This is a genomic window from Tomitella gaofuii, from assembly GCF_014126825.1.
Lineage (GTDB): Bacteria > Actinomycetota > Actinomycetes > Mycobacteriales > Mycobacteriaceae > Tomitella > Tomitella gaofuii.
The window spans coordinates 3,988,163-4,010,676 of record NZ_CP059900.1 but is presented as its reverse complement, the minus strand read 5'-3'; the positions used below and the strand labels follow the sequence as shown (position 1 = coordinate 4,010,676).

At 71.1% G+C, this 22,514-nt stretch carries 23 protein-coding genes; 15 read left to right on the top strand and 8 right to left on the bottom strand.

Going from position 1 to position 22,514, the window contains the following annotated elements:
• The first annotated feature begins 189 nt into the window (after positions 1–189).
• The 4 genes from H4F70_RS18545 to H4F70_RS18530 all read left to right on the top strand — a co-directional run bounded on the left by H4F70_RS18545 (position 190) and on the right by H4F70_RS18530 (position 4,154).
• Positions 190–1,389 (top strand): 3-ketosteroid-9-alpha-monooxygenase, oxygenase component, encoded by a 1,200-nt coding sequence (locus tag H4F70_RS18545; RefSeq protein WP_182358288.1) that lies wholly within the window; start codon positions 190–192, stop codon positions 1,387–1,389.
• Between the two features lie 10 nt (positions 1,390–1,399).
• Positions 1,400–1,663, top strand: a complete 264-nt coding sequence (locus H4F70_RS18540) for a hypothetical protein (protein WP_182346346.1) — start codon at positions 1,400–1,402, stop codon at positions 1,661–1,663.
• Entirely contained in the window at positions 1,660–2,175 is a 516-nt protein-coding gene (locus tag H4F70_RS18535) for a flavin reductase family protein (protein ID WP_182358287.1), read from the top strand. Before H4F70_RS18540 ends, H4F70_RS18535 begins: the two co-directional genes overlap by 4 nt.
• Before the next feature lie 296 nt (positions 2,176–2,471).
• Positions 2,472–4,154, top strand: coding sequence for an acyl-CoA dehydrogenase family protein (locus tag H4F70_RS18530; protein WP_182358286.1), 1,683 nt, complete (start codon positions 2,472–2,474; stop codon positions 4,152–4,154).
• A gap of 16 nt (positions 4,155–4,170) precedes the next feature.
• On the opposite strand, the gene H4F70_RS18525 is transcribed toward H4F70_RS18530, so the two are convergent.
• Both H4F70_RS18525 and H4F70_RS18520 read right to left on the bottom strand, forming a co-directional pair.
• Entirely contained in the window at positions 4,171–4,677 is a 507-nt protein-coding gene (locus H4F70_RS18525; RefSeq protein ID WP_182346350.1) for a nitroreductase family deazaflavin-dependent oxidoreductase, read from the bottom strand.
• A gap of 42 nt (positions 4,678–4,719) precedes the next feature.
• Positions 4,720–5,712, bottom strand: a complete 993-nt coding sequence (locus H4F70_RS18520; RefSeq protein WP_182358285.1) for an NAD-dependent epimerase/dehydratase family protein — start codon at positions 5,710–5,712, stop codon at positions 4,720–4,722.
• 169 nt (positions 5,713–5,881) lie between these two features.
• Between H4F70_RS18520 and H4F70_RS18515 the strand changes: the two genes are divergently transcribed.
• Positions 5,882–6,259, top strand: a complete 378-nt coding sequence (locus tag H4F70_RS18515) for an RNA-binding S4 domain-containing protein (RefSeq protein ID WP_182346352.1) — start codon at positions 5,882–5,884, stop codon at positions 6,257–6,259.
• 65 nt (positions 6,260–6,324) lie between these two features.
• Here H4F70_RS18515 and H4F70_RS18510 read toward each other — a convergent pair whose 3' ends face one another.
• Both H4F70_RS18510 and H4F70_RS18505 read right to left on the bottom strand, forming a co-directional pair.
• Positions 6,325–6,537, bottom strand: a complete 213-nt coding sequence (locus H4F70_RS18510; protein WP_182358284.1) for a hypothetical protein — start codon at positions 6,535–6,537, stop codon at positions 6,325–6,327.
• Positions 6,538–6,761: 224 nt separating this feature from the next.
• Positions 6,762–7,484 (bottom strand): alpha-isopropylmalate synthase regulatory domain-containing protein, encoded by a 723-nt coding sequence (locus H4F70_RS18505; protein WP_182358283.1) that lies wholly within the window; start codon positions 7,482–7,484, stop codon positions 6,762–6,764.
• Between the two features lie 251 nt (positions 7,485–7,735).
• Here H4F70_RS18505 and H4F70_RS18500 point away from each other — a divergent pair, with 251 nt between their 5' ends.
• The 4 genes from H4F70_RS18500 (at position 7,736) to H4F70_RS18485 (ending at position 12,446) form a co-directional block, all read left to right on the top strand.
• Complete coding sequence (locus tag H4F70_RS18500) at positions 7,736–8,287, top strand: hypothetical protein (RefSeq protein ID WP_182358282.1); 552 nt, start codon at positions 7,736–7,738, stop codon at positions 8,285–8,287.
• Between the two features lie 89 nt (positions 8,288–8,376).
• Positions 8,377–9,564, top strand: a complete 1,188-nt coding sequence (locus tag H4F70_RS18495) for an ATP-binding protein (RefSeq protein ID WP_182346356.1) — start codon at positions 8,377–8,379, stop codon at positions 9,562–9,564.
• 184 nt (positions 9,565–9,748) lie between these two features.
• Positions 9,749–10,909 carry a VIT1/CCC1 transporter family protein gene (locus tag H4F70_RS18490; RefSeq protein ID WP_182358281.1) on the top strand — a complete coding sequence of 387 codons (1,161 nt, stop codon included), beginning with the start codon at positions 9,749–9,751 and terminating at the stop codon, positions 10,907–10,909.
• Positions 10,910–11,006: 97 nt separating this feature from the next.
• Positions 11,007–12,446, top strand: coding sequence for a glucose-6-phosphate dehydrogenase (locus H4F70_RS18485; RefSeq protein WP_182358280.1), 1,440 nt, complete (start codon positions 11,007–11,009; stop codon positions 12,444–12,446).
• Here the strand turns inward: H4F70_RS18485 and H4F70_RS18480 are convergent.
• A complete protein-coding gene (locus H4F70_RS18480; protein WP_182358279.1) occupies positions 12,388–13,467 on the bottom strand; it encodes an Lrp/AsnC family transcriptional regulator in 1,080 nt (359 codons plus the stop codon). The genes H4F70_RS18485 and H4F70_RS18480 overlap by 59 nt on opposite strands.
• 121 nt (positions 13,468–13,588) lie before the next feature.
• Between H4F70_RS18480 and H4F70_RS18475 the strand changes: the two genes are divergently transcribed.
• Positions 13,589–15,193: an MFS transporter gene (locus H4F70_RS18475; protein ID WP_235681211.1), complete on the top strand. Its 1,605-nt coding sequence runs from the start codon at positions 13,589–13,591 to the stop codon at positions 15,191–15,193.
• Positions 15,194–15,299: 106 nt separating this feature from the next.
• Here H4F70_RS18475 and H4F70_RS18470 read toward each other — a convergent pair whose 3' ends face one another.
• A complete protein-coding gene (locus tag H4F70_RS18470; RefSeq protein ID WP_182358278.1) occupies positions 15,300–16,169 on the bottom strand; it encodes a hypothetical protein in 870 nt (289 codons plus the stop codon).
• A 154-nt stretch (positions 16,170–16,323) separates the two neighbouring features.
• Positions 16,324–16,965, bottom strand: a complete 642-nt coding sequence (locus H4F70_RS18465) for an LON peptidase substrate-binding domain-containing protein (RefSeq protein WP_235681210.1) — start codon at positions 16,963–16,965, stop codon at positions 16,324–16,326.
• Positions 16,966–17,089: 124 nt separating this feature from the next.
• Between H4F70_RS18465 and H4F70_RS18460 the strand changes: the two genes are divergently transcribed.
• Together H4F70_RS18460 and H4F70_RS18455 are read left to right on the top strand one after the other, a co-directional pair.
• Positions 17,090–18,106 carry an aldo/keto reductase family protein gene (locus H4F70_RS18460; RefSeq protein WP_182358277.1) on the top strand — a complete coding sequence of 339 codons (1,017 nt, stop codon included), beginning with the start codon at positions 17,090–17,092 and terminating at the stop codon, positions 18,104–18,106.
• Between the two features lie 3 nt (positions 18,107–18,109).
• Positions 18,110–19,048 carry an aldose 1-epimerase family protein gene (locus tag H4F70_RS18455; protein WP_182358276.1) on the top strand — a complete coding sequence of 313 codons (939 nt, stop codon included), beginning with the start codon at positions 18,110–18,112 and terminating at the stop codon, positions 19,046–19,048.
• Positions 19,049–19,072: 24 nt separating this feature from the next.
• On the opposite strand, the gene H4F70_RS18450 is transcribed toward H4F70_RS18455, so the two are convergent.
• Complete coding sequence (locus H4F70_RS18450) at positions 19,073–19,774, bottom strand: helix-turn-helix transcriptional regulator (protein ID WP_182358275.1); 702 nt, start codon at positions 19,772–19,774, stop codon at positions 19,073–19,075.
• A gap of 96 nt (positions 19,775–19,870) precedes the next feature.
• On the opposite strand from H4F70_RS18450, the gene fdxA reads away from it, so the two are divergent.
• From fdxA to H4F70_RS18435, 3 genes are all read left to right on the top strand, one after another.
• Positions 19,871–20,218, top strand: a complete 348-nt coding sequence (gene fdxA, locus H4F70_RS18445) for a ferredoxin (RefSeq protein ID WP_182358274.1) — start codon at positions 19,871–19,873, stop codon at positions 20,216–20,218.
• 165 nt (positions 20,219–20,383) lie between these two features.
• Complete coding sequence (locus tag H4F70_RS18440; RefSeq protein WP_182360520.1) at positions 20,384–21,622, top strand: acyl-CoA dehydrogenase family protein; 1,239 nt, start codon at positions 20,384–20,386, stop codon at positions 21,620–21,622.
• A 128-nt stretch (positions 21,623–21,750) separates the two neighbouring features.
• Complete coding sequence (locus H4F70_RS18435; protein ID WP_182358273.1) at positions 21,751–22,407, top strand: TetR/AcrR family transcriptional regulator; 657 nt, start codon at positions 21,751–21,753, stop codon at positions 22,405–22,407.
• Positions 22,408–22,514 lie beyond the last annotated feature (107 nt).

Here is a 22,514-nt window from a genome sequence, read left to right as displayed (position 1 = left end):
CTGTGCCTTTCGTTTCGTCCGCTTCCTCGGTGCCGGTCCGGCAGGGACAGTGTCCACCATCGGCCCACCGCAGCCTTCCAATCCGCGCGGCCCCCGGTGGCCGCGCATCCCCCTGGGCGGGAATCTTCTGTGACCGCATCGTGCGCAGGGCCACTGTGAGGGGCACCACGTTCGAGATCGGAGTGAACCATGACGGTAAGCGGAGATGTGAAGGATTCTGCGTCGGCCGGGGCAGGGCAGCCCGTCGGCGACGAGGTGCGCGTGATCGAATCGGGCGGCAACCCCGAGCGGTTCGCCCGCGGCTGGCACTGCCTGGGCCTGGCCAAGGACTTCCGCGACGGCGCGCCGCACTCGGTGGAGGCGTTCGGCGGCAAGCTCGTCGTCTGGCAGGACACCCAGGGCGAGCTCAACGTGCTGGACTCGTACTGCCGGCACATGGGGGGCGACCTGTCGCAGGGCACCGTCAAGGGCGACGAGATCGCCTGCCCGTTCCACGACTGGCGCTGGGGCGGCGACGGCAAGTGCAAGGACATCCCCTACGCCAAGCGCGTGCCCATGCGGGCCCGCACCCAGGCCTGGCCCACGCTCGAGCGCAACGGCCAGCTGTACGTGTGGAACGACCCGGAGGGCGGCAAGCCCACCGAGGAGGAGACGATCCCCGAGATCGAGGGGTACGGCTCCGACAAGTGGACCGAGTGGAGCTGGAACTCGGTGCTCATCGAGGGCACCAACTGCCGCGAACTGGTGGACAACGTCGTCGACATGGCGCACTTCTTCTACGTGCACCTCAACCAGCCGCTGCACTTCCGCAACATCTTCGAAGGCCACATCGCCACCCAGGAGATGTCGTTCAAACCGCGCGCGGACATGGCGGGCGAGGACTACGTGAACTTCGGCGAGGAGTCCGTCACCCAATCCACCGCGTCCTACTTCGGTCCGTCCTACATGATCAACCGGCTGACGGCGCAGGACGGACTCGAGGTGATCCTCATCAACTGCCACGTGCCGGTGCGTCCCGACGCGTTCCGCCTGCAGTACGGCGTGATGGTCTCGAAGCTGCCGGGCATGACCGACGAGGAGGCCCAGGCGCTGGCCGAGCAGTTCGGCAACGGCACCATGGAGACCTTCGAGCAGGACGTGCAGATCTGGGACACCAAGGCGCGCATCGACAACCCGCTGCTGTGTGAAGACGACGGCCCTGTCTACCAGCTGCGCCGCTGGTACGAGCAGTTCTACGTGGATCGCGACGACATCACCGAGGACATGGTGCGCCGCTTCGAGTTCGACGTGGACGTCACCAAGGCCAACGAGTACTGGGACCGCGAGGTGGCCGAGAACGTCGAGCGCAAGCGCGCCGAGAAGCAGCGCCTGGCCGCGGCCGGCTCGTAAGGAGGTCATCATGCAGGCGATCGACTGCTCGCAGTGCGGCACCACGGTGCTGGCCGAGAAGTACAGCGATGAGCACACGAGCATCCAGTGGCTCGGCGACGCGCACGACGCCTGCCCGTTGATGCGGGCGGGCGAGGTGCGGCCCACAGGGGCGGCGGCGGGGGCTGCCGGGTCGGTGTGCCCGGCGCTGCACTCGACGATCGACCAGGCCGCGCGCGACGGGCTCATCGGGTTCTCGATGCGCAGCGAGCCGGTGCCGGGGGTGCTCCGATGACCCCCGTGGCGGTGGCACAGCAGGCCACCGATACGCCGGTGGACCCGCGGACGCTGCGCACGGTGCTGGGCAACTTCTGCACCGGGGTCACCGTGATCACCGCGCACGACGGCGACCGCCCGCTGGGGTTCGCCTGCCAGTCGGTCACGTCGCTGTCGCTCGAGCCGCCGTACATCTCGTTCTGCCCGGCGAAGACGTCCACCAGCTGGCCGGCCATGCGTGCCGCGCAGACGGTGTGCATCAACGTGCTGGCCGCCGACCAGAAGGACGTCTGCGGGCGGTTCGCCGTGAGCGGCGGCGACAAGTTCGACGGCCTTCAGTGGTACCGCGGGGGCAACGGCGCCCCTGCCGTCAGCGGGGCGCTGGCGCGCATCGAGGCGGAGCTGGCGTTCGAGCACGAGGCCGGCGACCACACCATCGCGATCTGCCGGGTGACCGCACTGGAGGCGGGGCGCGACGTGGACCCGCTGCTGTTCTTCCGCGGCGGCTTCGGGAGCTTCGCCGACGTGTGAGCCCGGGCGCACGCACTCGCAGGCCGGCGGCCCCGCCCGAACAGGCGGGGCCGTCGGCCTGTCCGGGCTGCCGCGGGGGTGGTCCGGTCCCGCCGTGGCGCCGCACGCCAGCCGGTACGCCGCGCGCAGATTGCCGCGACACGCCTGGACAACTTCCGACAACGCGCGCGTGTGACGCTCATCGGCGCGCGGCGCGGCGGGGCCCGCGCCCCTGAGCCGCATCGCGCGGCGGTGTCGGCATTCGGTGAATGCTGGTTCAATGAGGGTATGGGGCGTCGAACGGCAGGAGCGAGGACATGACCGCAACCGACGCCGAGGCGCGGACCGATGCCGGCGCACAGGCCGACACCGCCCGCCGCGGCCACCCCACCCACGAGGTGTTCAACCAGCCGCCGCCGCGCACGGACATCAACGAGTACACGTCCAATGCGGCGCTCGCCGAGGCCGTGCAGCGCTACGGCGGCGGCTGGGCGACGCAGCATCTGACCGAGGTGGGCGCGCTCGTGGGCGGCGCGCAGTTCCAGAGCGACGCGGAGCTGGTGCACCGGTTCACCCCGGAGCTGCGCACTCACGACCGCTACGGCAACCGCGTCGACGAGGTCGACTTCCACCCCTCCTACCACCGGATCATGGGCGCGGCGATCGCACACGGCGCGCACACGAGCGCCTGGGCGGAGCCGGGTCCGGGGGCCAACGTGGCCCGCGCCGGCGTGTTCATGCAGTTCTCGCAGGTGGAGCCGGGACACGCCTGCCCGGTGTCGATGACGCACGCAGCGGTGCCGTCGCTGCGCTTCAGCCCGGATCTGGCCGATTTCTGGGTGCCGCGCACCTTCTCGCGCGAGTACGACCCGCGTCTGACCCTCGACAAGCCGGGAGCGATCTTCGGCATGGCGATGACGGAGAAGCAGGGCGGTTCGGACGTGCGGGCCAACACCACCCGCGCCGAGGAACTCGCCGACGGCACCTGGGCGCTCACGGGGCACAAGTGGTTCTGTTCGGCGCCGCAATCGGACGCGTTCCTGGTGCTGGCGCAGGCGAACGCGGGCCTGACCTGCTTCCTGGTGCCGCGGGTGCTGCCGGACGGGACGCGCAACGTCTTCCGCATCCAGCGGCTCAAGGACAAGATGGGCAACAAGTCCAACGCCTCCTCGGAGATCGAGCTGGACGGCACCGTCGGGTGGCTCGTCGGCGAGGTCGGCCGCGGGGTGCGCACCATCATCGAGATGGTCGGGCGCACCCGTCTGGACTGCGTGTACGGATCGGCGGCCGGGATGCGCCAGGCGGTGGCGGAAGCCGCGTGGCACGCGCGGCACCGCAGCGCCTTCGGGCGGACGCTCATCGACCAGCCGGCGATGACGAGCGTGCTCGCCGACCTGCACCTCGAGGCGGAGGCGGCCACGTGGACCGCGATGCGCCTGGCCGCCGCCTACGACGACGAGACCGGCGAGCAGGGGCCGCTGCGCCGGCTGGCCACGGCGGTGTCCAAGTACTGGGTGTGCAAGCGCGGCCCCCATCACGCCTACGAGGCGCTCGAGTGCCTGGGCGGCAACGGCTTCATCGAGAACTTCCCGCTGGCCCGCCGCTACCGGGAGCAGCCCGTGATGGCGGTGTGGGAGGGATCCGGCAACGTGATCGTGCTCGACGTGCTGCGGGCCATGGCGCGCGAACCGGAGACGATGGAGGCGTTCGACGCCGAGGTGGCGCTGGCGGCCGGCTCGTCGCCGGCGTTCGACGCCCACCTGGCGACGATGCGCAGGATGATCGCGGCGACGGCGGCCGACCCGGCGAGCGCGGAATCACGGGCGCGGCGCCTGGTCGAGTCGATGGCGCTGGCGTTCCAGGCGTCGCTGCTGGTGCGGGAGGCGCCGGCAGCGGTGGCCGACGGGTTCGTCGCGGCACGGCTGGGCGGCGACGGCGGGTTCGAATACGGGACGCTGCCCGACGGGGCGGACGCCGTGGCCATCGCGGCCCGCGCATGAGGGGCCGCGCCGACGCCTAACGCGCGCGGAGCACCACCACCGGAATCGTGCGGTCCGTCCACGACTGGTATGCGTCGAAGTCCGCGTACAGGGCCACCAGTGCGGGCCAGAGCCGCGCACGCTCGTCGGCCCCCGTCACGTGTGCGCGCACGGTGCGGCGGGTGCCGCCGATCTGCACTGCGGCGTCCGGGTCCGCCACCAGGTTGCGGTACCACTGCGGATTGGCCGGCAATCCACCCTGGGAGGCGACCACGACCAGGTCGTCGGCGAGCGGGTCGCCCGTGCCGGGGCCGTCGGCGCCGAGCACCAGGTACAGCAGCGGCACGGTGTGGGTGGTGCCGGACTTGCGGCCCCGGTGCTCGAGCAGCAGGGTGGGCACGGGTTTGCGGAAGCCCGCCCCGATGCGCCACGTGCCGCCGATGCGCCCGCCCGTCGCCCGGTAGATCCGGGTCTGGGCGCGCGACATCGCCTTGATGACGGCCGGGACCACTGGAGAGTCCAGGCGGGGAGGCCGCTTGTCCATGGCTTCAGGCTCCTGCTGCGGTCTTCGGGCTCCTGCCGGCGGTCAGTCGCCGAGCTGCTGGGTGTCGATGAGGAACGTCACCAGGTCGCGCACCGTCTGTGCGGCCGGGCGGGGTGCGTAGCCCAGCTCGGACACCGCCTTCGCGCCGTCCACCTGCGGCTGCGCGATGAGCGCGCCCATCGCGGCCTTCGAGACGACGTCGGAGCCGAACTTGGCGGCCAGCGGTTCGGCCACCGGCAGGATCTTCTCGATGATCGACAGCGGGAACGCGAACAGCGGGCCGCGCCGGCCGGTGACGCGGGCGGCCAGCCGGAACATCGAGAGCATGTCCTGGTTGTGCCCGGTGAGCAGATAGTTCTCGCCGGTGGCGCCCTTCTCCGCGGCCAAGGTGAGGCCCTGGACCACGTCGCGGACGTCGACGAAGTCGAATCCGCCGGTGATCACCGCGGGCACGCGGCCGCGGGCGGAATCGCGCAGCATGTCGTTGATACGGGAGAGCTTCGCCCCCTGGCTGCCGAAGTCCTTGGGTCCGTAGACGCCGGTGGGGTTGCAGATCACCGCGTCGAGGCCCTGTGCGATGACCTCCTGCAGCTCCTGCTCGCCGGCCCACTTGGAGCGGTCGTACACGGGGATGTCGTCGGTCTCGGACCGCTTCGACTGTTCGTCGAGGTAGCCGCCGCAGTCGTACTGGTCGAACGAGTGCACTGAGCTGCAGTGCACCATCCGGCGCACGCCCTTCTTCAGCGCCGCCTCCGCGACCGTGCGCACGCCCGCGGTGTTGAGGCGCCAGGCGACCTTGTCCGTCTGCTTGAGCGTGATCATCGCCACCAGGTGGTACACGACCTCGGCGCCGTCGAAAGCGGACTCCATGGAGGCCGGGTCGAGGACATCGCCCTGCACCCAGGTCACCCCGGTCTCCGGCCAGTGGGCGGATTCCACGCGATCGATGGCGACGACCTCGTTGCCCTGCTGCACGAGCAGCTCCACCAGGTTCGTGCCGATGAATCCGGCGGCGCCGGTCACTGCGACCTTCATACGAAACTTCCCTCACTGTCGGGAGACCATCCCCTGAAGTAGAACACGTTCCAGTGGGTGCTGTCTATAGCAAGCACCCGGAGGGCGGGCCTCGGCTCCGGGGCGGCGGCACCGTGCGGGCGTCGGGGACAATGGCCGTCAGCGGCAGTACGAGAAGTGAGGAGGGCGCATGGCCGACGGCACCTGCCGGGTGGACAGCTGGCTCTGGTCGGTACGGCTGTTCAAGACCCGGGCGGCCGCGTCCGCCGCATGCAAGGGGGGACACGTGCGCGTCAACGGCACCGTCGTCAAGCCGGCGCGGCTGCTGGCCGTGGGCGACGAGATCCGCGCACGCGTGGCAGACCGCGAGCGCATCGTGGAGGTCACCCGGCTCATCAGCAAGCGGGTCGGGGCGCCGGTGGCGGCCGAGTGCATGATCGACCGCAGCCCGCCGCCGCCCCCGAAGGAGCACCGCGCGGCCGTGCCGGTGCGCGACCGCGGCGCCGGCCGGCCGACCAAGCGCGACCGCCGCGAGATGGAACGGTTGCGCGGGCGGCGGGGCCGATAGCCGGCCCGGAAACACCCGGCCGGCCGCCTGTGCAGGCGGCCGGCCGGGAGAATCGAATGCGTGGGCTACTCGTTGTGCCCGCTGTGCGCGTGGGTGGTCTTGACGTCGGCGGTGGTCTTGACGTCGGCCTTACGGGACTCGCCGGGTGTCTTCCAGTTGTTCATGAAGTCCGGCTTGATGGATACGACGAGCAGCAGCAGCGACGTGAGCGCGGCGATCACGACGGACGCGATGATGATGATCGTGCCCAGGCCCGACATGAATTCAGTTGCGTCCACAGCTCATCCTCCACGGCCGATAAACATGGCGCCGACGGTGCGCGCGCCGAGTAGCGGGTAGTACCGCAGCCGGGCGGCGGGCCACCGGCGTGCCGTACATTCGCCGCTCACCCTACGCGGTGCGTCGTGGATCCCCTAACGCGATCCCCCGGAAAGGCCGTCGGGCCGGGCGCCGGCCGCGGCGGCTCGGGCGCACGCCCAGGTCGGCGGCGGGGCGGTGCCGCCTATTCGACCTCGCTGATCCGGTTGGCGGCGGCGATGAACGCGTCGACGATGGACGCGGCGGTGCTCTCGCCGATGCCCATGGCCCACCGGCGCTGGTACCCGCGCGAGCACTCGACGAACGTCGCGATCGCGGCGCCGGCCCGCTGCTGGTGGAACGCGTTGATCTCCAGCGGATGGCCGGCCGCGTAGACGATCGCCGTCATCGCGGAGATGGTCCCGACGCCGGTGGCCTCCACCGTGTGGGTCTCGCCGTCGATGCGCAGGCGGGCGGTGATGGTCCTGCACCCGGAGCCGGCGCGCCGTGCGGTGAAGTCGAGCAGCTCCAGCGGGCCGTGCGCGGGGCGGAAGGTGGCGGCGAACTCGTCCCAGCCCATGTGCGCCGCCGCATCGCGCATCCCCTTGGGCAGGGGGCGGCCGTAGCGGGCGGCGAACGGGTCGGCCGGGCAGGAGTCGACGGTGCCGGCGTCGCGGCACTCGGTGCAGGGCTGCGCTGCGGACCGGTCACGCAGGCCCGACGTGCGGCACCCGCAGCGGGAGCGGGCACGACCCACCCCGGTGCGCGGTGTGGCGGGGTGCGGGAGGCTGCGCTTTTGCGTGAAGGCCCGGAACTCGCCGAGCGGACGCGAACTGCAGCCGGACTCGCGGTCGGTCGGGGCCTGAGCGTCCGCGGAGGAGCGGGCGTCGAAGGCTGAAAGGACTTCGGTGACGGGCTGAGCGTTCATGATGCGGTCTTCCTTGGCGAGAAAGGGTGACCGACGGTGTAGCTCAACGACCCGTAGCGAGGGGTCGGTCGAGTCAGACCCCGCTACGGCGGTGAACTACGAGAAGTCGCTTCATGTCTCAACCCTACCGCCGGGAAGTGCGGCAGGGCAATGGGTGCTGATGTCCTTACGTCTCGCCGGTCCGGCTCCGGGGCTCGCACCGGTGTCCGCCGTCACGGCGCACTCGCGGCGGCGGACCTAGAATCGTGGCCGTGACTGCAGGTATGCGGGGTGACGGGGTCGTGGAGCGCGACGTGCGGAGGCCCGACGGTGCGGGGGTCGCGGACGGCGGCGACACTGTGACGCTGCGGTTCCCCCGCTGGTCGCTGCCGTTCGTCGTGGTCGGCGTCGCGGCGATCGTGGGGGCGGGCGTCCTGGCGGCGGCCACCGCGTCGCGCCCGAGCGAGTTCACCGTGTGGGCGAACGCCTACTTGGTGCTCGTGGTCGGCGTCGTGCAGGTGGCGCTGGGCCTGGCCGCGGGCGTGCTGGCGGTGCGTCCGGTGCGTGCGGCGGTCGTGGCGTCGGCCTTCGCCCTGTTCAACGCGGGCAGCGCGCTGGTGATCACGGGTACCGGGCTCGACGGCGTCGTCGGCTGGAACGTCGCGCTGGTCGACGTGGGCGGCGTGGCGCTGATACCGGCGATGGGGCTGTTCCTGTACCTGGTCCGCGGTGCCCGCAGCGGCGTCTGGCTGCACCTCTACCGCGTGGTGGTGGCGGTGATCCTCATCAGCATGCCCATCGGGTTGATCCTGGCGCGGCTCTGAGAGTTCTCTGCAATCAGCCTTTCTAAAATCTTCTAGGACACGCGCAAGAGGGGCGCATAATCGCGTAGCGCCGTTGTTACCGTCTGCTCATGGACCCGGTACGCAACCCCTACGCGCCCGGCGCCGGCCAGCGGCCGCCCGAGCTGGCGGGACGCGAGAAGCAGATCGACGCGTTCGACGTGGTGCTCGAGCGCATCTCCCGCGGACGGCCCGAGCGCAGCGTCATGCTCACCGGTCTGCGTGGCGTGGGCAAGACGGTGCTGCTCAACAAGCTGCGGTCGGCGGCGATCGCGCGCAAGTGGGGCACGGGCAAAATCGAGGCGCGGCCGGGCCAGGATCTGCGCCGACCGCTGTCGTCGGCCCTGCACATGGCCGTGCGTGAGGTGGCGCCGGCGCACCGCGACCCCGAGCGGGTCGAGCGGTTCCTGGGCGTGCTGAAGTCCTTCGCGCTGCGCGCCACGGCGGACAAGTCCATGCGCGAGCGCTGGCAGCCCGGCATCGACGTCCCGGCGGTGAAGGGGCGCGCGGACTCCGGCGACATCGAGATCGACCTGGTCGAGCTGCTGCTCGACGCCGCGGAGCTGGCGCGGGACGTGGGCGTGGGCATCGCGGTGTTCATCGACGAGATGCAGGATCTGGCGCCGGACGACGTCTCCGCCATCTGCGGCGCGTGCCACGAGCTCAGCCAGGACGGGGCCCCGCTCATCGTCGTCGGCGCGGGGCTGCCGCACCTGCCCGCGGTGCTCTCGGCGTCGCGCAGCTACTCGGAGCGGCTGTTCGCCTACCACCGTATCGACCGGCTCGACCGCGAGTCGGCCGACCGCGCGCTCACCGTGCCCGCGGAGTGGGAGGACGTGGAGTTCGAACAGGACGCGCTCGACGCCCTCTACGCCGCCGCCGACGGATACCCGTACTTCGTGCAGGCCTACGGCAAGGTGGTGTGGGACCAGGCGGCGGCCAGCCCCATCACCACCGACGACGTCCGGGTCGCGTCGCCGCTGGCGGAGGACGAGCTGGCGGTGGGATTCTTCGGCTCCCGCTACGAGCGCGCCACGCCCGCCGAGCGCGAATACATGCGGGCGATGGCCGACGTGGCCGGCGACGACGGGCAGGTGGCCACGGCGCTGATCGCCAAGGAACTCGACCGCAAGCCCGCGTCGCTGTCCCCCGCGCGCGACGGACTGATCAAGAAGGGGCTCATCTACTCCGCCGAGCGCGGCGCCATCGGGTTCACCGTGCCGCACTTCGGCCGGTATCTGCGCGCCCAGGCCGACTGAGCGCCGGGCGTGCGGTGCTCGCGGGTTTCGGCCGCCCGAACTCGCCGCGACGCACGGCCGGATGCATCGACGCCGGTGAACGGTCGTCCTGACCTGGAGCGCGGGCGGTAGCGTCGGCGATCATGGACGCACCGGGCAGGACGACGAGCATCCGGCGCCCCGGGTCTGCGGGAGGCGACGCGCGGTGACGGGGCAGCAGATCAGCGCCTCGCCGGCCCAGATCAAGCGCCGGCGCAAACGGCTGGCCGACGAGCGGGCGGAGGCCCGCCTCTACCGCAAATTGGCGCAGCGGCGTGACGGCAACGATCGTGAGATCCTCAACGCGCTCGCCGAGGCGGAAGAGCGGCACATCGCGCACTGGGAAGGGCTGCTGGGCGACGAGGCCGGGCCCGTCGGCCGCGGGGGCGTGCGGCTGCGCATGCTGGGGTGGCTGGCCCAGTGGTTCGGGTCCGTGTTCATCCTGGCGCTGGCGCAGCGGGCCGAGAACCGCTCGCCCTACGACGTGGACCCCGACGCCACGCCCGCGATGGCCGCCGACGAACGCGTGCACGAGGAAGTGCTGCGCGGGCTCGCCGCGCGCGGCCGGGCGCAGGTGTCCGGCACCTTCCGGGCCCTGGTGTTCGGCGCCAACGACGGCCTGGTGAGCAACCTGGCGCTCATCCTGGGGGTGAGCGCGGGCGGCGTGGCCGCGGGGACGGTGCTGCTCACCGGCATCGCCGGGCTGCTGTCCGGCGCGCTGTCGATGGCGGCCGGCGAGTTCTTGTCCATCCGGTCGCAGCGCGAGCTCATCGAGGCGTCGCAGCCCAACTACGACACCGTCGACGTGCTCGAGCACCTCGACGTGGACGCCAACGAGCTGCCGCTGGTGTACCGCGCCCGCGGCATGGACCCGGACGAGGCGCAGGCGCACGCCGACGACGTGCTCGCACGGCTGCACGGTGCGGGACGCAAGCGCCCCGGCGGCACGCGTGCCGGTCAGATCAGCAGGTCGACGGCCCTGCGGCTGCTGCGCGGGGGCAAGCCCGGAGACGCGGTCGCACAGGACGGCGACGATGAGCCGGATGTGGTGGGCTCGGCAGGCGGGGCCGCGCTGTCGAGTTTCTGCGCCTTCGGCTTGGGCGCGCTCGTCCCCGTGGTGCCCTTCCTGTTCGGGTTGGCCGGCTGGACCGCGATCGCCGTCGGGGTGGTGCTGGCCTCGCTGGCGCTGATGATGACCGGCGCCATCGGCGGGATGCTCTCCGGCGGTCCGCCGCTGCGCCGGGGCATGCGGCAGCTGGCGATCGGGCTCGCGGCGGCGCTGGTCACCTACGGCCTGGGGCTCGCGATCGGCGGGGTCGTCGGGTAGGCGGCGCGCGCGGCGGCAGGGAACCGGCGCGAGCGCCTGCGCGGATCCGGCCCGCTGATTAGTGTGGGCGGCAGTCGAGCTGCATGCGGAGGTCAGCGTGTCGGAGCCAGCGGATCCAGTCGAGGGGCGGCGTGACCGGGCGGGGGTGTTCGTCATCTTCGGCATCACCGGAGACCTGGCGAAGAAGATGACTTTCCGCTCGCTGTACCGGCTGGAGCGCAGGAGGCTGCTGGACTATCCACTCATCGGCGTGGCGTCCGAGGAGCTGACGGTGGACGGGCTGATGGAGCGCGCCCGCGCGGCCATCGTCGACACCGGCGAACAGCTCGACGAGGACGTCTTCGCGCGCTTCGCCGCCCGCTGGAGCTACCTCTCCGGCGATGTGACCGACCCCGACGTGTACTGGCGCCTGGGCGAACAGATGGCGCGCGTGCGGGACCAGACCCGGCCCGGCGCGCTGTTCTACCTGGAGATGCCGCCGAGCCTGTTCGGCACCATCGTCGAGCACCTGGGACAGGCCGGCCTCACCGAGGGCGCGTCGATCGCGGTGGAGAAGCCCTTCGGCCACGACCTGGCGTCGGCGCGCGCACTGAACGAGCGCTTGCACAGGGTGGTGGACGAGGGACAACTGCTGCGCGTCGACCATTTTCTGGGCAAAGAACCGGTGATCGAGCTCGAGTTCATGCGTTTCGCCAACCTGGCCCTGTCGCGGCTGTGGGACCGCGACTCGGTGACCTGCATCCAGATCACGCTGGGCGAGACGTTCGGGGTGGAGGATCGCGGGCACTTCTACGATCCCGTGGGTGCGCTGCGCGACGTGGTGCAGAACCACCTGATGCAGGTGCTGGCCCTGGTGACAATGGATCCGCCGTCCGGACCGTCCGCAGATGATCTGCGCGACAAGAAGAGCGAGGTGTTCCGAGCGATGCCCGCGGTCGAGGCGTCGAAGGTGGTGCGCGGCCAGTACACGGGCTACCGCGGGATCGACGGCGTGGCGGACGGCTCGACCACCGAGACGTTCGTCGCGCTGGAACTGGCGATCGACAACTGGCGCTGGGAGGGGGTGCCGGTGTTCCTCCGCGCGGGCAAACGCCTGGCCGCCACCGCCACCGAGGTGCGCCTGTTCCTGCGCAACACCCCGCGACTGCCGTTCATGCCGGGCCTCGACGCGGCGGCCGACAACCAGGTGGTGCTGCGCATCGACCCGGACGCGGCGATGCGCATCGAGCTGGTGGCCTACGACGACGACACCTGGAAGAAGGTGCCCCTGGAGACGGCGTTCGCGCGGGAGCTCGGCGAGCCGCTGGAACCCTACGAGCGGCTGCTGCACGCGGCGCTCACCGGGGACCACCGCCTCTTCGCCCGCCAGGATGCCGTGGAGGAGACGTGGCGGGTGCTCGAGCCGCTCATCGACGCCCCGCCGCCCGTCATCGGGTACGCACCCGGCAGCTGGGGCCCTGCGGAGGCCGAGGGGCTGGTCAGCGGCCACCCCTCCTGGCAGGAGCCGTGGCTGGGCGAGCCCGGGGCGCCGGACTGACCGACAGCCGCCCGTCCACCAGGTAGGTGCCGGCGTGCTTGACCCGGCGGAGGATCGGCGTCACCTCGTAACCGGTGATGCCGTCGAGCGGACCCAGCGCGTCGGTGATGAACCGGTAGGCGTCGTCCAGCGTGGCGGTGGTGACCGAGGCCATGATGTTCGCGGGTCCGGTGAGGGCCGCGGCGAACGGCACGGCGGGGTGGGCGGCGACGGCCTGGCCCACCGCGTCGAGCCGTCCGGGCGTCACCGTCAGCCAGAGCACCACCGGGGCGGTGTTGCCGGTGGCGGCCGGGGCGATGTCCACGTCCAGGTAGATCACGCCCGCGGCCAGCAGCGCGCCGACGCGCCGGCGCACCCTGCCCAGCGTGGTCCCCGCGGCGCGGGCGAGCGCCGCGTACTCCGTGCGCCCGTCGAGTACCAGCGCGTCGAGTATCGCCTGGTCGCCGTCGCGCGGTGACCAGGCTGTGCGCGGCGGCGCGGGCGGGCGCGCGGCCGCCGGCGGCGTCCGGATGCGGTCCGTCTGGTCCGCGTCGAGCACGTCCCGCCATCCCTGCCAGTCCGCGGGGTCCTCGCCGGCGAACGAGTGCAGGACGGCGGCGGCGGACACGTCGATGACGGTGGTGGCCTTGGGCAGTAGGCGCACCAGCAATTCCTCCGCGTCGCGGTCGCTGTGCGCGCTGAGGTTGAACGTCACCTCCCAGCCGCCGGACATGATCGTCACCCAGGAGACGTCGTCGCGCCGCGCCAATGCGTCGGCCACGGCGGGCGCGCCTTCCGGACGGCAGCGGACGCGCACCATCCACGAGGTGAAGCCGAACGCACGCGCATGGAAACCGGCGGTCACGCGCACCAGGCCATCGCGCTGCAGCCGGCGGAACCGGCGCGCCACCGTCTGCTCGGAAAGCCCCAGCACGCTGCCGATCAGGCTGAACGGCGCGCGCGGGCGGAGCTGCAGTGCGCGCACGATCTGTTTGTCCACGGTGTCCAGATTCGGGGAGAACTGCGTCCGGTCGCTCGTCATGGAGGAAATCTTCGCAGAACGCGGGCCGATGCGGGCGGATCGGCGGGCGCGGCGGACACTGGAAGGCCGGAACGCGCGGTGTGCGGCCGCGCGCGGACGGCAGTGGAGGAGGAGCCGGCAGGTGGACAATACGACGGTGGACGAGACGACGCGCGAGCCGGGAGACGCCGCGGACGCTGCGGTGGCCGGTCGCAACGCTGCCGAAGGAACGGCTGCGGCGGGCGCGGGCTCGATCGGGCGGCACAACATCTGGACCCTGCTCGTCGTCTGCGCCGCCACGTTCATGCTGCTGCTGGACGTGACCATCGTGACGGTGGCGCTGCCGGACATCCAGCACGAGCTCTCCGCGAGCTTCACCGCGGTGCAGTGGGTGATCGACGCCTACGCGCTCACTCTGGCGGCACTGCTGCTGGTGTCCGGCTCGCTCGCCGACCGCTTCGGGCTGCGGCTGGTGTTCACCGTGGGCCTGGTCGTGTTCACGGCGGGTTCGGCGCTGTGCGCGGGGGCGCAGGACGCGACGATGCTCGTGCTCTCGCGGGCCGTGCAGGGCATCGGCGGCGCGATCCTGTTCGCCACGTCGCTGGCGCTGCTGGCGGTGAACTTCCACGGCAAGGCCCGCGGCATGGCGTTCGGAGTGTGGGGTGCGGTCACCGGGGTCGCCACCTCGCTGGGCCCCATCCTGGGCGGGGCGCTCACCACGGGGGTCAGCTGGCGGGCGATCTTCTGGATCAACATCCCCATCGGCGTCATCGCCGTCGTGGCGACGCTGCGCTACGTGGCCGAATCCAAGAGCCCGCACGCGGCGCGGCCCGACTGGACGGGCGCCGCCACATTCACCGCGGGACTCGTGGCGCTGGTCTACGGGCTCATCCGGGCCGGGCAGGAGGGCTGGACCGACGGGGCCGTGCTCGGCTGTTTCGCGGCGGCCGTGGTGCTGCTGGCGGCGTTCGTCGTGGTGGAACGACGCGTCGCCCACCCGATGTTCGACCTGTCGCTGCTGCGCATCCCCACCTTCCTCGGCGGCTCCATCGCGGCGTTCGCGATGAACGGGTCGCTGTTCGCGATGTTCCTCTACGTCGTCATCTACCTGCAGAACGGCCTCGGCTACTCGGCGCTGGAGACGGGGGTGCGCATGCTCCTGGTCTCGGGCATGACGCTGGTGGCGGCCACCGTGGCGGGCCGTGCGTCGGCGCACGTGTCCACCAAGTGGCTCATCGGCCCCGGCCTGGCCCTGGTGGCGGTGGGCCTGTTCCTGATGATGGGGCTCGACGCGGGCAGCGACTGGACCCACTTCATCGCCGGGTTCGTGGTGGCGGGCCTGGGCGCGGGCCTGGTCAACCCGCCGCTGGCGTCGACGGCGATCGGGGTCGTCGCCCCGCAGCGCTCGGGCATGGCCTCGGGCATCAACAACACGTGTCGGCAGGTCGGCATCGCGGTGGGCACCGCGGTGTACGGCACGATCTTCGCCACCTCCATGCGCGGCGCGCTCGAGGGAGCGGGCGCGACGGGGCAGGGTGCGCAGCTGGCGGGCGCCGTGCAGCACGGCAGCGTCGCCTCGATCGTCGGATCCGCGCCCCCGGAGCAGCAGGCGTCGCTGGCGCACGAGCTGCTCGCCGGGTTCGCCGGCTCGATGGACGACCTGCTGCTCACCGGCGGGATCGTGGCGCTGGTGGGGGCCGTGCTCGCGATCGTCCTCATCCGCTCGCGCGATTTCGTGCAGGCGTAAGAGCGCGGGGGCGGCTGCCGGATTCCGCCGACCAAGTGGAAAGTGCACGATCCCGCCGCCGGGGGTGCAGAAACCGCTTGGTCGGCGGGAGCGGCGGCCAGGACCGTCAGCGGCCGTCACCGGTCGGGGCGCGCTCCTTCTCGACGTCGCGGCGCAGCACACGGAACAGCACCACGCCGACGGCGATGAACGCGATGCCGAGCCACATCGGTGCGGCGTCGGCCACGAGGCTGATGATGCCGATGGGCACGAACCATACGGTGAGCGGCGCGAACAGCTCGCTCACCGGGGGTGCCGGCGCGTCGGGGGTGCCGCCGGCCCGCGTCACCGCGTGGGCGCTTGCGAAGTCCGGATACCAGGCGGTGAACTCGACGGCCACCAGCATGGCGCCGACCTGGATGATCCAGCCGGTCCACAGGTTGTTGTTGTCGCCCAGCACGTAGTCGCCGTAGAACCCCGCCGCGGACGAAATGAGGAACGCCAGCGCCCACACCCCGGAGATCACGTAGTTGATGCGCAGGAAGACGGGGTTTTCCCAGAACTCGCGGGGCGCCTGCTCACGCGCGTACTGCAGGGTGAACGGCAGGCGGACCGCCATCGAGCACAGGACGATGGCGGTCAGCGAGATGTTGGAGATCTCGCCCAGCCAGACTTCCAGCCAGTCCACGGCCTGGTCGCTGACGGTGAACACGACGATGAGCAGGATCAGGAAGTACAGCGCGCTCACCGCGTTGAGCAGCTTGAGCGATCGCCCCTGGACCCGGTCGAGTGCGAGGAATCCGAGGGCGAACAGCAGGCCGACGAGCACCGCCCACTGGGTGCGGCCGGGGCCCTCGAAGATGCCGAGGATGATCCACGGCACCATCCCGACGAAGGGGCCGGACAGGGCCCGATCCAGCCGGCTGCGGAGTGTGTGCTCGGCGTGGCCGGGCGCATCACTGGCTGCGGATCCGGCGACCTCGGGTTCGGAACTCATAAGGCCCCCGTGTGTCGGTCGGAGGGTGAGTGGTTGACTGCTGACTCGTCGCCTGAACGTTATCCCGATTGAATTATGGCGCACCTGGGCCGTCGAGGGAAGGGTTTGCGCTGATTCGCCGGAGAATTCAGACCCTCCGCGAGGGTTCGCGCTGTCAGGCCAGCTGGAAGTCGACGATGGACTGCACGCCGGCGATGGCCTCACGCAGCGCGTCGCGGCGCTCCAGGATGCCGGGCGCGGCGAGTACCGACTGCCGGTCCGACTGCCCCATCGGCACCTGCGCGGCCAGGGCGTAGAGGCGATCGCCCGGGTCCATCGGCAGCTCGTCGAACCGGGGCGGCGGGGGCGAGTCGGCCTCCTGCTTCTCGGCGAGCCGGTCGATGGCGCTGTAGAGGTCGGCGATGTCGGAGACGAGGGCGCTCATGTCCACGTCGGGCGGGCCGGGCTCGTCGGGCCAGTCCCGCACCTCCGCGCGCGGATACGGGTCGTCGTCGAGCCAGCGGACCACGGTGATGCGGGATTCGGCGATGCATTCGACCAGGTGCCGCCCGGGCGCGATGCCGCGATGTCCGGTGATGCGCATCCGCGACCCGATGGCGGTGCGCGCGTCGCCGCCGCCCACCTCGGACCCGCGTTCGATCAGCACGCTGCCGAACAGCGGGCCGTCCGGGGCGTCGAGGCAGTCTTCGAGCAACTGCCGGTAGCGCGGCTCGAAGATGTGCAGCGGCAGGCGTTCCCCGGGGAGTGCCACACCGCCGAGCGGGAACATCGGCAAGATCTGCATGAGGTCCAGCATGCCGCACACTGTCCGATTCGGACGGGACGGAGCGCAGTCCGGCGGCGGGTTCCGTGATTACTGTGGTCGGCGGGGAGGCATACACGCGGGGAGCAGGACCGCAGCGGCGAACGGAGAGGGAGCGATGGGTTACCGGTTCTTGGGCGACAGCGGGCTGAAGGTTTCGGAGATCGTGTACGGCAACTGGCTCACGCATGGCTCCCAGGTGGAGAACGAGGTGGCCACCGAGTGCGTGCACGCGGCACTCGACGCGGGTATCACGACGTTCGACACCGCCGACGTCTATGCCGCGGGACGTGCGGAGGAGGTTCTCGGCACGGCCCTGGCGGGGCAGCGTCGCGAGTCGCTCGAAGTGTTCACCAAGGTCTACTTCCCGGTGGGGGAGGGCGGACCCAACGACACGGGGCTGTCGCGCAAGCACATCCTCGAGGGCATCGACGGGTCGCTGCGCCGGCTGGGCATGGACTACGTGGATCTGTATCAGGCGCACCGCTACGACCACGAGACGCCGTTGGAGGAGACGATCGAGGCGTTCGCACACGTCGTCCGTTCCGGAAAGGCGCTCTACATCGGGGTGTCGGAATGGTCGGCCGAGCAGCTCAGCGCCGGTCAGGAGCTGGCGCGGCAGGCCGGCTTCCGCATCGTGTCCAACCAGCCGCAATACTCGATGCTCTGGCGGGTGATCGAAGACCGGGTCGTGCCCGTTTCGCGCGCGCTCGGGATCTCGCAGGTGGTGTGGTCGCCGATGGCGCAGGGCGTGCTCACCGGCAAGTACCGGCCGGACGCCCCGCCGCCGGCGGGTTCGCGCGCCACCGACGACAAAGGCGGCCGCGACATGATCGCCCACTTCATGGAGCCGCACGTGCTCAGTGCGGTGCAGCGCTTGCAGCCCGTCGCCGACGACCTGGGCGTCACGATGTCGCAGCTGGCGGTCGCGTGGGTGCTGGCCAACGACAATGTGACGTCGGCACTGGTCGGTGCGTCCCGGCCGGGGCAGATCGCCGAGAACGTCAAGGCCGCCGAGCTGAAGCTCACCGACGAGGTGCTCGCGGCCGTCGACCGGGCACTGGAGCTCGACGGCACGCAGGTGATCGAGCGCGACCCGGCGAAGACCAAGAGCCCCTCCCACAGGCTGGTGTGAACGATGTCCGATGACGCCGGGGCGCTGCCGCGGTTCGTGCCGTCCGGCCGGCAGTGGGAGATCCGCCACGGTGGCCTGCGCGCGGTGATCGTGGAGGTCGGCGGCGGCATCCGCACCTTCACCTGCGGCGAGCGTGAGGTGCTCGAGAGCTATCCGGTGGGGGCGATGTGCGACGGGGCGCACGGGGCGCCGCTGATCCCATGGCCCAACAGACTGGACGGCGGGCGCTACACCTTCGACGGCGCGGAGCACCGGACGGCGCTCACCGAGCCGGCCCGCGGCAATGCGATCCACGGGCTGTTGCGCTGGCGGCCGTACGCGCTGCGTCGTGCGGCCGCGGACGCGGTGACGGTGGGCGCGGTCGTCCACCCCTCGCCCGGATACCCCTTCGCGCTCGACGTGGAGATCGAGTACCGGCTGGACGACGACGGACTGACGGTGGCGACCACCGCCCGCAACGTGGGCGCGGACGCGCTGCCCTACGCGCACGGGCAGCACCCCTACCTGTCCGCGGGCGCCGGCATGCTGGACCGGTGCGTGCTCGAGTTCGACGCGGGCACGCGCATCCTCGTCGACGGCGAGCGTGCGTTGCCGTCCGGAACCGCGCCCACCGAATGCACGGACTACGACTTCCGCGGGGGCCGGATCCTCGGCGGGCTGCGGCTGGACGATCCGTTCACCGGCCTGCGGCGGGACGGGCGCGGCCTGTCGTGGGTGCGGCTGACAGGGGGCGACGGCCGCACCGTCGAGCAGTGGGCGGACCGGAGCTTCGGCTACCTGCAGCTGTTCAGCGGTGACACGTTGGCGCCCGCGCGGCGGCGCACCGCCCTCGCCGCCGAGCCGATGACCGCCCCGCCGAACGCCCTCGCCAGCGGCGAGGCGCTGGTGCGGCTGGAACCGGGCCAGGAGTTCACGAGCGTGTGGGGAGCGCGGCTGGTGTGATGCGGCCTGCCGGCGTGCGGCGGCCTACGCGGGGGCGGCGCCGCCGTCGCGGATGACGGCCCGGCACGTGGTGGGGGTGACCCACGGTTCGATCTCCTCGGTGTGGCCGTCGACCCCGAGGCGGTCGAGCGCGCCGCGCAGCAGCCCCATGTGGATCCGGCACACGATGCCGGGCTTCTCCCGCGCCACCGCGCCGAAGGGGCAGTCGTTCAGTGTGATCTCGGCGGTGCGCGCGTCGTCGTCGGTCGTGTAGTCGGCCTCGAACCCCAGCTCGGTGAACAGCGCGTTGATCTTGCCGGCCGCGGTGGGCAGGTCTGCGCGGAGGTCGTCGGGCGCGCTGCCGTTGAGGCTCTGCTCGGCCCACCGGTACCCGGCGATCTCGGCCTTCTCCGCGGCGGTGGCGCCGTCTTCGGCGTCGAGCGCGATGAGCAGCAGCCGCGACAGCTCGATGTACGGGTCTTCCTCCTCGGGCCGCGCCTGCGCCACCGGCGAGTAGATGAGCCGCGGCCGCCCGCGGCCGTTGCTGGGGGCGGGGCGCGACGTGATGAGCCCGGCGCCGATGAGCGCGTCGAGGTGGAACCGCACCGTGGTGACGTGCAGTTCGCACTCGTCGGCGAGGCGGTGCGCGTCGAGCGGCTCGTCGGCCCCGCGGATGTGATCGAGCAGCGCAACGCGGCTCGGCGATGCGAGCGCCGAGTGGGTCTTGGCGCGTGATGAAGCAGCCATGTGTTTATTCTGCACCATAACTATTAAATATGGTTTTTATCAAATAAAATGCGTGGCGGGTCGCCTGTCCAGTCGGCCCCGAAGGAGGGACGTCCCATGGCATACGTCATCGCAGAGCCGTGCATCGACGTGATGGACCGCGCCTGTGTCGAAGAGTGCCCCGTCGACTGCATCTACGAGGGCGGTCGATCGCTCTACATCCACCCGGACGAGTGCGTCGATTGCGGCGCGTGCGAGCCGGTGTGCCCGGTGGAGGCCATCTTCTACGAGGACGACGTGCCCGACGAGTGGTCCGGCTACGTTGCGGACAACGGCCGCTTCTTCGAGGAGCCGCTCTCCGGGCGCGAGGCGCCGTTGGGCTCGCCCGGCGGCGCCGCCAAGACGGGCCCGACGGGGGTCGACACTCCCCTCGTCGCGGGCTTCCCGCCGCGCGACGAGGGGTGAACGACGAGGGATGGGCGGGCCCTCCGGGGCGCCGCGCCGTCCCCGCCGGCGTTTCGGCGGGGGGTCGCAGGGTGCGCACACCAAGGTGAACATGTTCTAATCCGGGGTGACGGTGTTCACGCCGGGTGCTGTGCGCCCGGCCCTCGGCGAGCGGAGCGGATGCAGATGTACGAGTGGTCCGAGACCGATCTGATGGTGCGCGATGCGGTGCGCGGCTTCATCGACAAGGAGATCAAGCCGATCTCCGACCAGCTCGAGAGCGGCGAGATCCCGCCCTTCGACGTGCTCCGCAAGCTCTACTCCACGTTCGGCATGGCGGACATGGCACGCGAATCGCTCGAGCGCGCCCTGGCCAAGGAGGCCGGCGAGGCGGTGCCCGAGACGGACGGCGACGACAAGTCCTCCGGATACGGCGGCGCGAGCAGCATGTCGATGATCCTCAACAGCGAGCTCGCCAAGGTGAGCCTGGGGCTCGTGGCGTCGATGGGCGTGTCGGTGGGCCTGGCGGTGGGCACCATCCGCAGCCGCGGCACGCTGGCGCAGAAGAAGCGCTGGCTGCCGGAGCTCGTCACCTTCGAGAAGGTGGGCGCGTGGGCGATCACCGAGCCTGATTCCGGCTCCGACGCCTTCGGCGGCATGAAGTCGACAGTGCGCCGCGACGGCGACGACTACATCCTGCGCGGCCAGAAGACCTTCATCACCAACGGCCCGTACGCCGACACGATGGTGGTGTTCGCCAAGCTCGTGGAAGACGCAGAGGGGGCCGTCGACCCGCGTGACCGCAAGGTGCTCACGTTCGTGCTCGACGCGGGCATGGAGGGGCTCACGCAGTCCAAGCCGATGAAGAAGATGGGCATGAACTCCTCGCCCACGGGCGAGCTGTTCTTCGACAACGTGCGCCTGACGCCCGACCGCCTGCTGGGCGAGAGCGAGGAGACCGCCAAGAAGTCGGGCAAGGAGTCGGCGAAGGACAGCTTCGTCGCCGAGCGGGTGGGCATCGCGTCGCTGGGCCTCGGCATCATCGAGGAGTGCCACGCGCTGTGCGTCGACTACGCCAAGAACCGCACGCTGTGGGGCAACCCCATCGGCAGCTTCCAGCTCATCCAGCTCAAGCTGGCGGAGATGGAGATCGCCCGCATCAACGTGCAGAACATGGTGTTCAGCGCGATCGAGCGGATCAACGACGGCCACAAGATCACGCTGGCGGAGGCGTCGGCGATGAAGCTGTACGCGTCGCGCGCCGCCACCGAGGTGGCCATGGAGGCCGTGCAGCTCTTCGGCGGCAACGGCTACATGAGTGAGTACAAGGTGGAGCAGCTCGCGCGCGACGCCAAGTCGCTGATGATCTACGCGGGCAGCAACGAGATTCAGGTGACGCACATCGCCAAGGGTCTGCTGGCCTGACGCTGCGGGCCGGGCATCCGCCGCGCCGCGCCGCGCACGGGTTCGCGGCGCGGCGGACGCCGATAATGGGTTGGACGTCCGTCTCTTTATGTGCTGACTTTGTCCGGTTTGTGCCGTAACCTGGTGCCATGACCGAGCGTCTTTCCGAGCGTCGATATCGTGGGCTGCCGCCTGAGGTGCGTCAGGCGGACCGGCGACGACGCTTCCGGGAGGCGGGGCTCGACGTCTTCTCCGACATCGGCTACATGAGCTCGTCGGTGCCGGAGATCTGCCGTGTCGCAGGGCTGTCCACCCGCCAGTTCTACGAGGAGTTCACCTCGCGGGAGGGCCTGCTGCTCGATCTGTACCAGCGGATCAACGAGGACGCCCGCAGCCTGGTCTTGCAGGCGATGCGTCAGGTGGACGGCGAGGACGTGCGGGCGCACGTGCGCGCCGGTGTCACCGCGTACATCCACGCGATGGGCGACGACCCGCGCCGCGCCCGCCTGGCCCTCACCGAGGCTGTGGGAGTCAACCGCAACGTGGACCAGGAGCGCGGGCGGCAGCGCGCGGAGTGGACGGTGCTCATCGAGACGGCCGGCCGCGAGCTCCTCCCGGAGGGGAGCGCGCCGCTGGGCGGCTTCCACACGGCCATGGTCGCCTATGCCGGCGCAGTCAATGCCGTGGTGGCCGACTGGGCGAAGGGGGAGCCGCGGGCGCCGATCGGCGAGGTGACGGACGTGCTGGTGCCGCTGTTGATCGCCGTGCTCAGCCTCAGCGACAAGCGGGACGAGGGCGCGGCCTGATCTCCTCCGCCGTCGGTGGCGCGGCACTCTAGCCCGCGGGGTGTGGTGCCGCAAGGCCGTGGCGCGGACCCTCCGGTGATGAGACGATGACGATCAGCGGCCCGGGC

Excerpts from the sequence above, each read along its gene's own strand:
- H4F70_RS18440 (WP_182360520.1), top strand. The coding sequence starts at position 20,384 with ATGTACGAGTGGTCCGAGACCGATCTGATGGTGCGCGATGCGGTGCGC.
- H4F70_RS18545 (WP_182358288.1), top strand. The coding sequence starts at position 190 with ATGACGGTAAGCGGAGATGTGAAGGATTCTGCGTCGGCCGGGGCAGGG.
- H4F70_RS18505 (WP_182358283.1), bottom strand. The coding sequence starts at position 7,484 with ATGAACGCTCAGCCCGTCACCGAAGTCCTTTCAGCCTTCGACGCCCGC.
- H4F70_RS18460 (WP_182358277.1), top strand. The coding sequence starts at position 17,090 with ATGGGTTACCGGTTCTTGGGCGACAGCGGGCTGAAGGTTTCGGAGATC.
- H4F70_RS18435 (WP_182358273.1), top strand. The coding sequence starts at position 21,751 with ATGACCGAGCGTCTTTCCGAGCGTCGATATCGTGGGCTGCCGCCTGAG.
- H4F70_RS18495 (WP_182346356.1), top strand. The coding sequence starts at position 8,377 with ATGGACCCGGTACGCAACCCCTACGCGCCCGGCGCCGGCCAGCGGCCG.
- H4F70_RS18470 (WP_182358278.1), bottom strand. The coding sequence starts at position 16,169 with ATGAGTTCCGAACCCGAGGTCGCCGGATCCGCAGCCAGTGATGCGCCC.
- H4F70_RS18535 (WP_182358287.1), top strand. The coding sequence starts at position 1,660 with ATGACCCCCGTGGCGGTGGCACAGCAGGCCACCGATACGCCGGTGGAC.
- H4F70_RS18450 (WP_182358275.1), bottom strand. The coding sequence starts at position 19,774 with ATGGCTGCTTCATCACGCGCCAAGACCCACTCGGCGCTCGCATCGCCG.
- H4F70_RS18515 (WP_182346352.1), top strand. The coding sequence starts at position 5,882 with ATGGCCGACGGCACCTGCCGGGTGGACAGCTGGCTCTGGTCGGTACGG.
- H4F70_RS18480 (WP_182358279.1), bottom strand. The coding sequence starts at position 13,467 with ATGACGAGCGACCGGACGCAGTTCTCCCCGAATCTGGACACCGTGGAC.
- fdxA (WP_182358274.1), top strand. The coding sequence starts at position 19,871 with ATGGCATACGTCATCGCAGAGCCGTGCATCGACGTGATGGACCGCGCC.
- H4F70_RS18540 (WP_182346346.1), top strand. The coding sequence starts at position 1,400 with ATGCAGGCGATCGACTGCTCGCAGTGCGGCACCACGGTGCTGGCCGAG.
- H4F70_RS18455 (WP_182358276.1), top strand. The coding sequence starts at position 18,110 with ATGTCCGATGACGCCGGGGCGCTGCCGCGGTTCGTGCCGTCCGGCCGG.
- H4F70_RS18520 (WP_182358285.1), bottom strand. The coding sequence starts at position 5,712 with ATGAAGGTCGCAGTGACCGGCGCCGCCGGATTCATCGGCACGAACCTG.
- H4F70_RS18465 (WP_235681210.1), bottom strand. The coding sequence starts at position 16,965 with ATGCTGGACCTCATGCAGATCTTGCCGATGTTCCCGCTCGGCGGTGTG.
- H4F70_RS18530 (WP_182358286.1), top strand. The coding sequence starts at position 2,472 with ATGACCGCAACCGACGCCGAGGCGCGGACCGATGCCGGCGCACAGGCC.
- H4F70_RS18525 (WP_182346350.1), bottom strand. The coding sequence starts at position 4,677 with ATGGACAAGCGGCCTCCCCGCCTGGACTCTCCAGTGGTCCCGGCCGTC.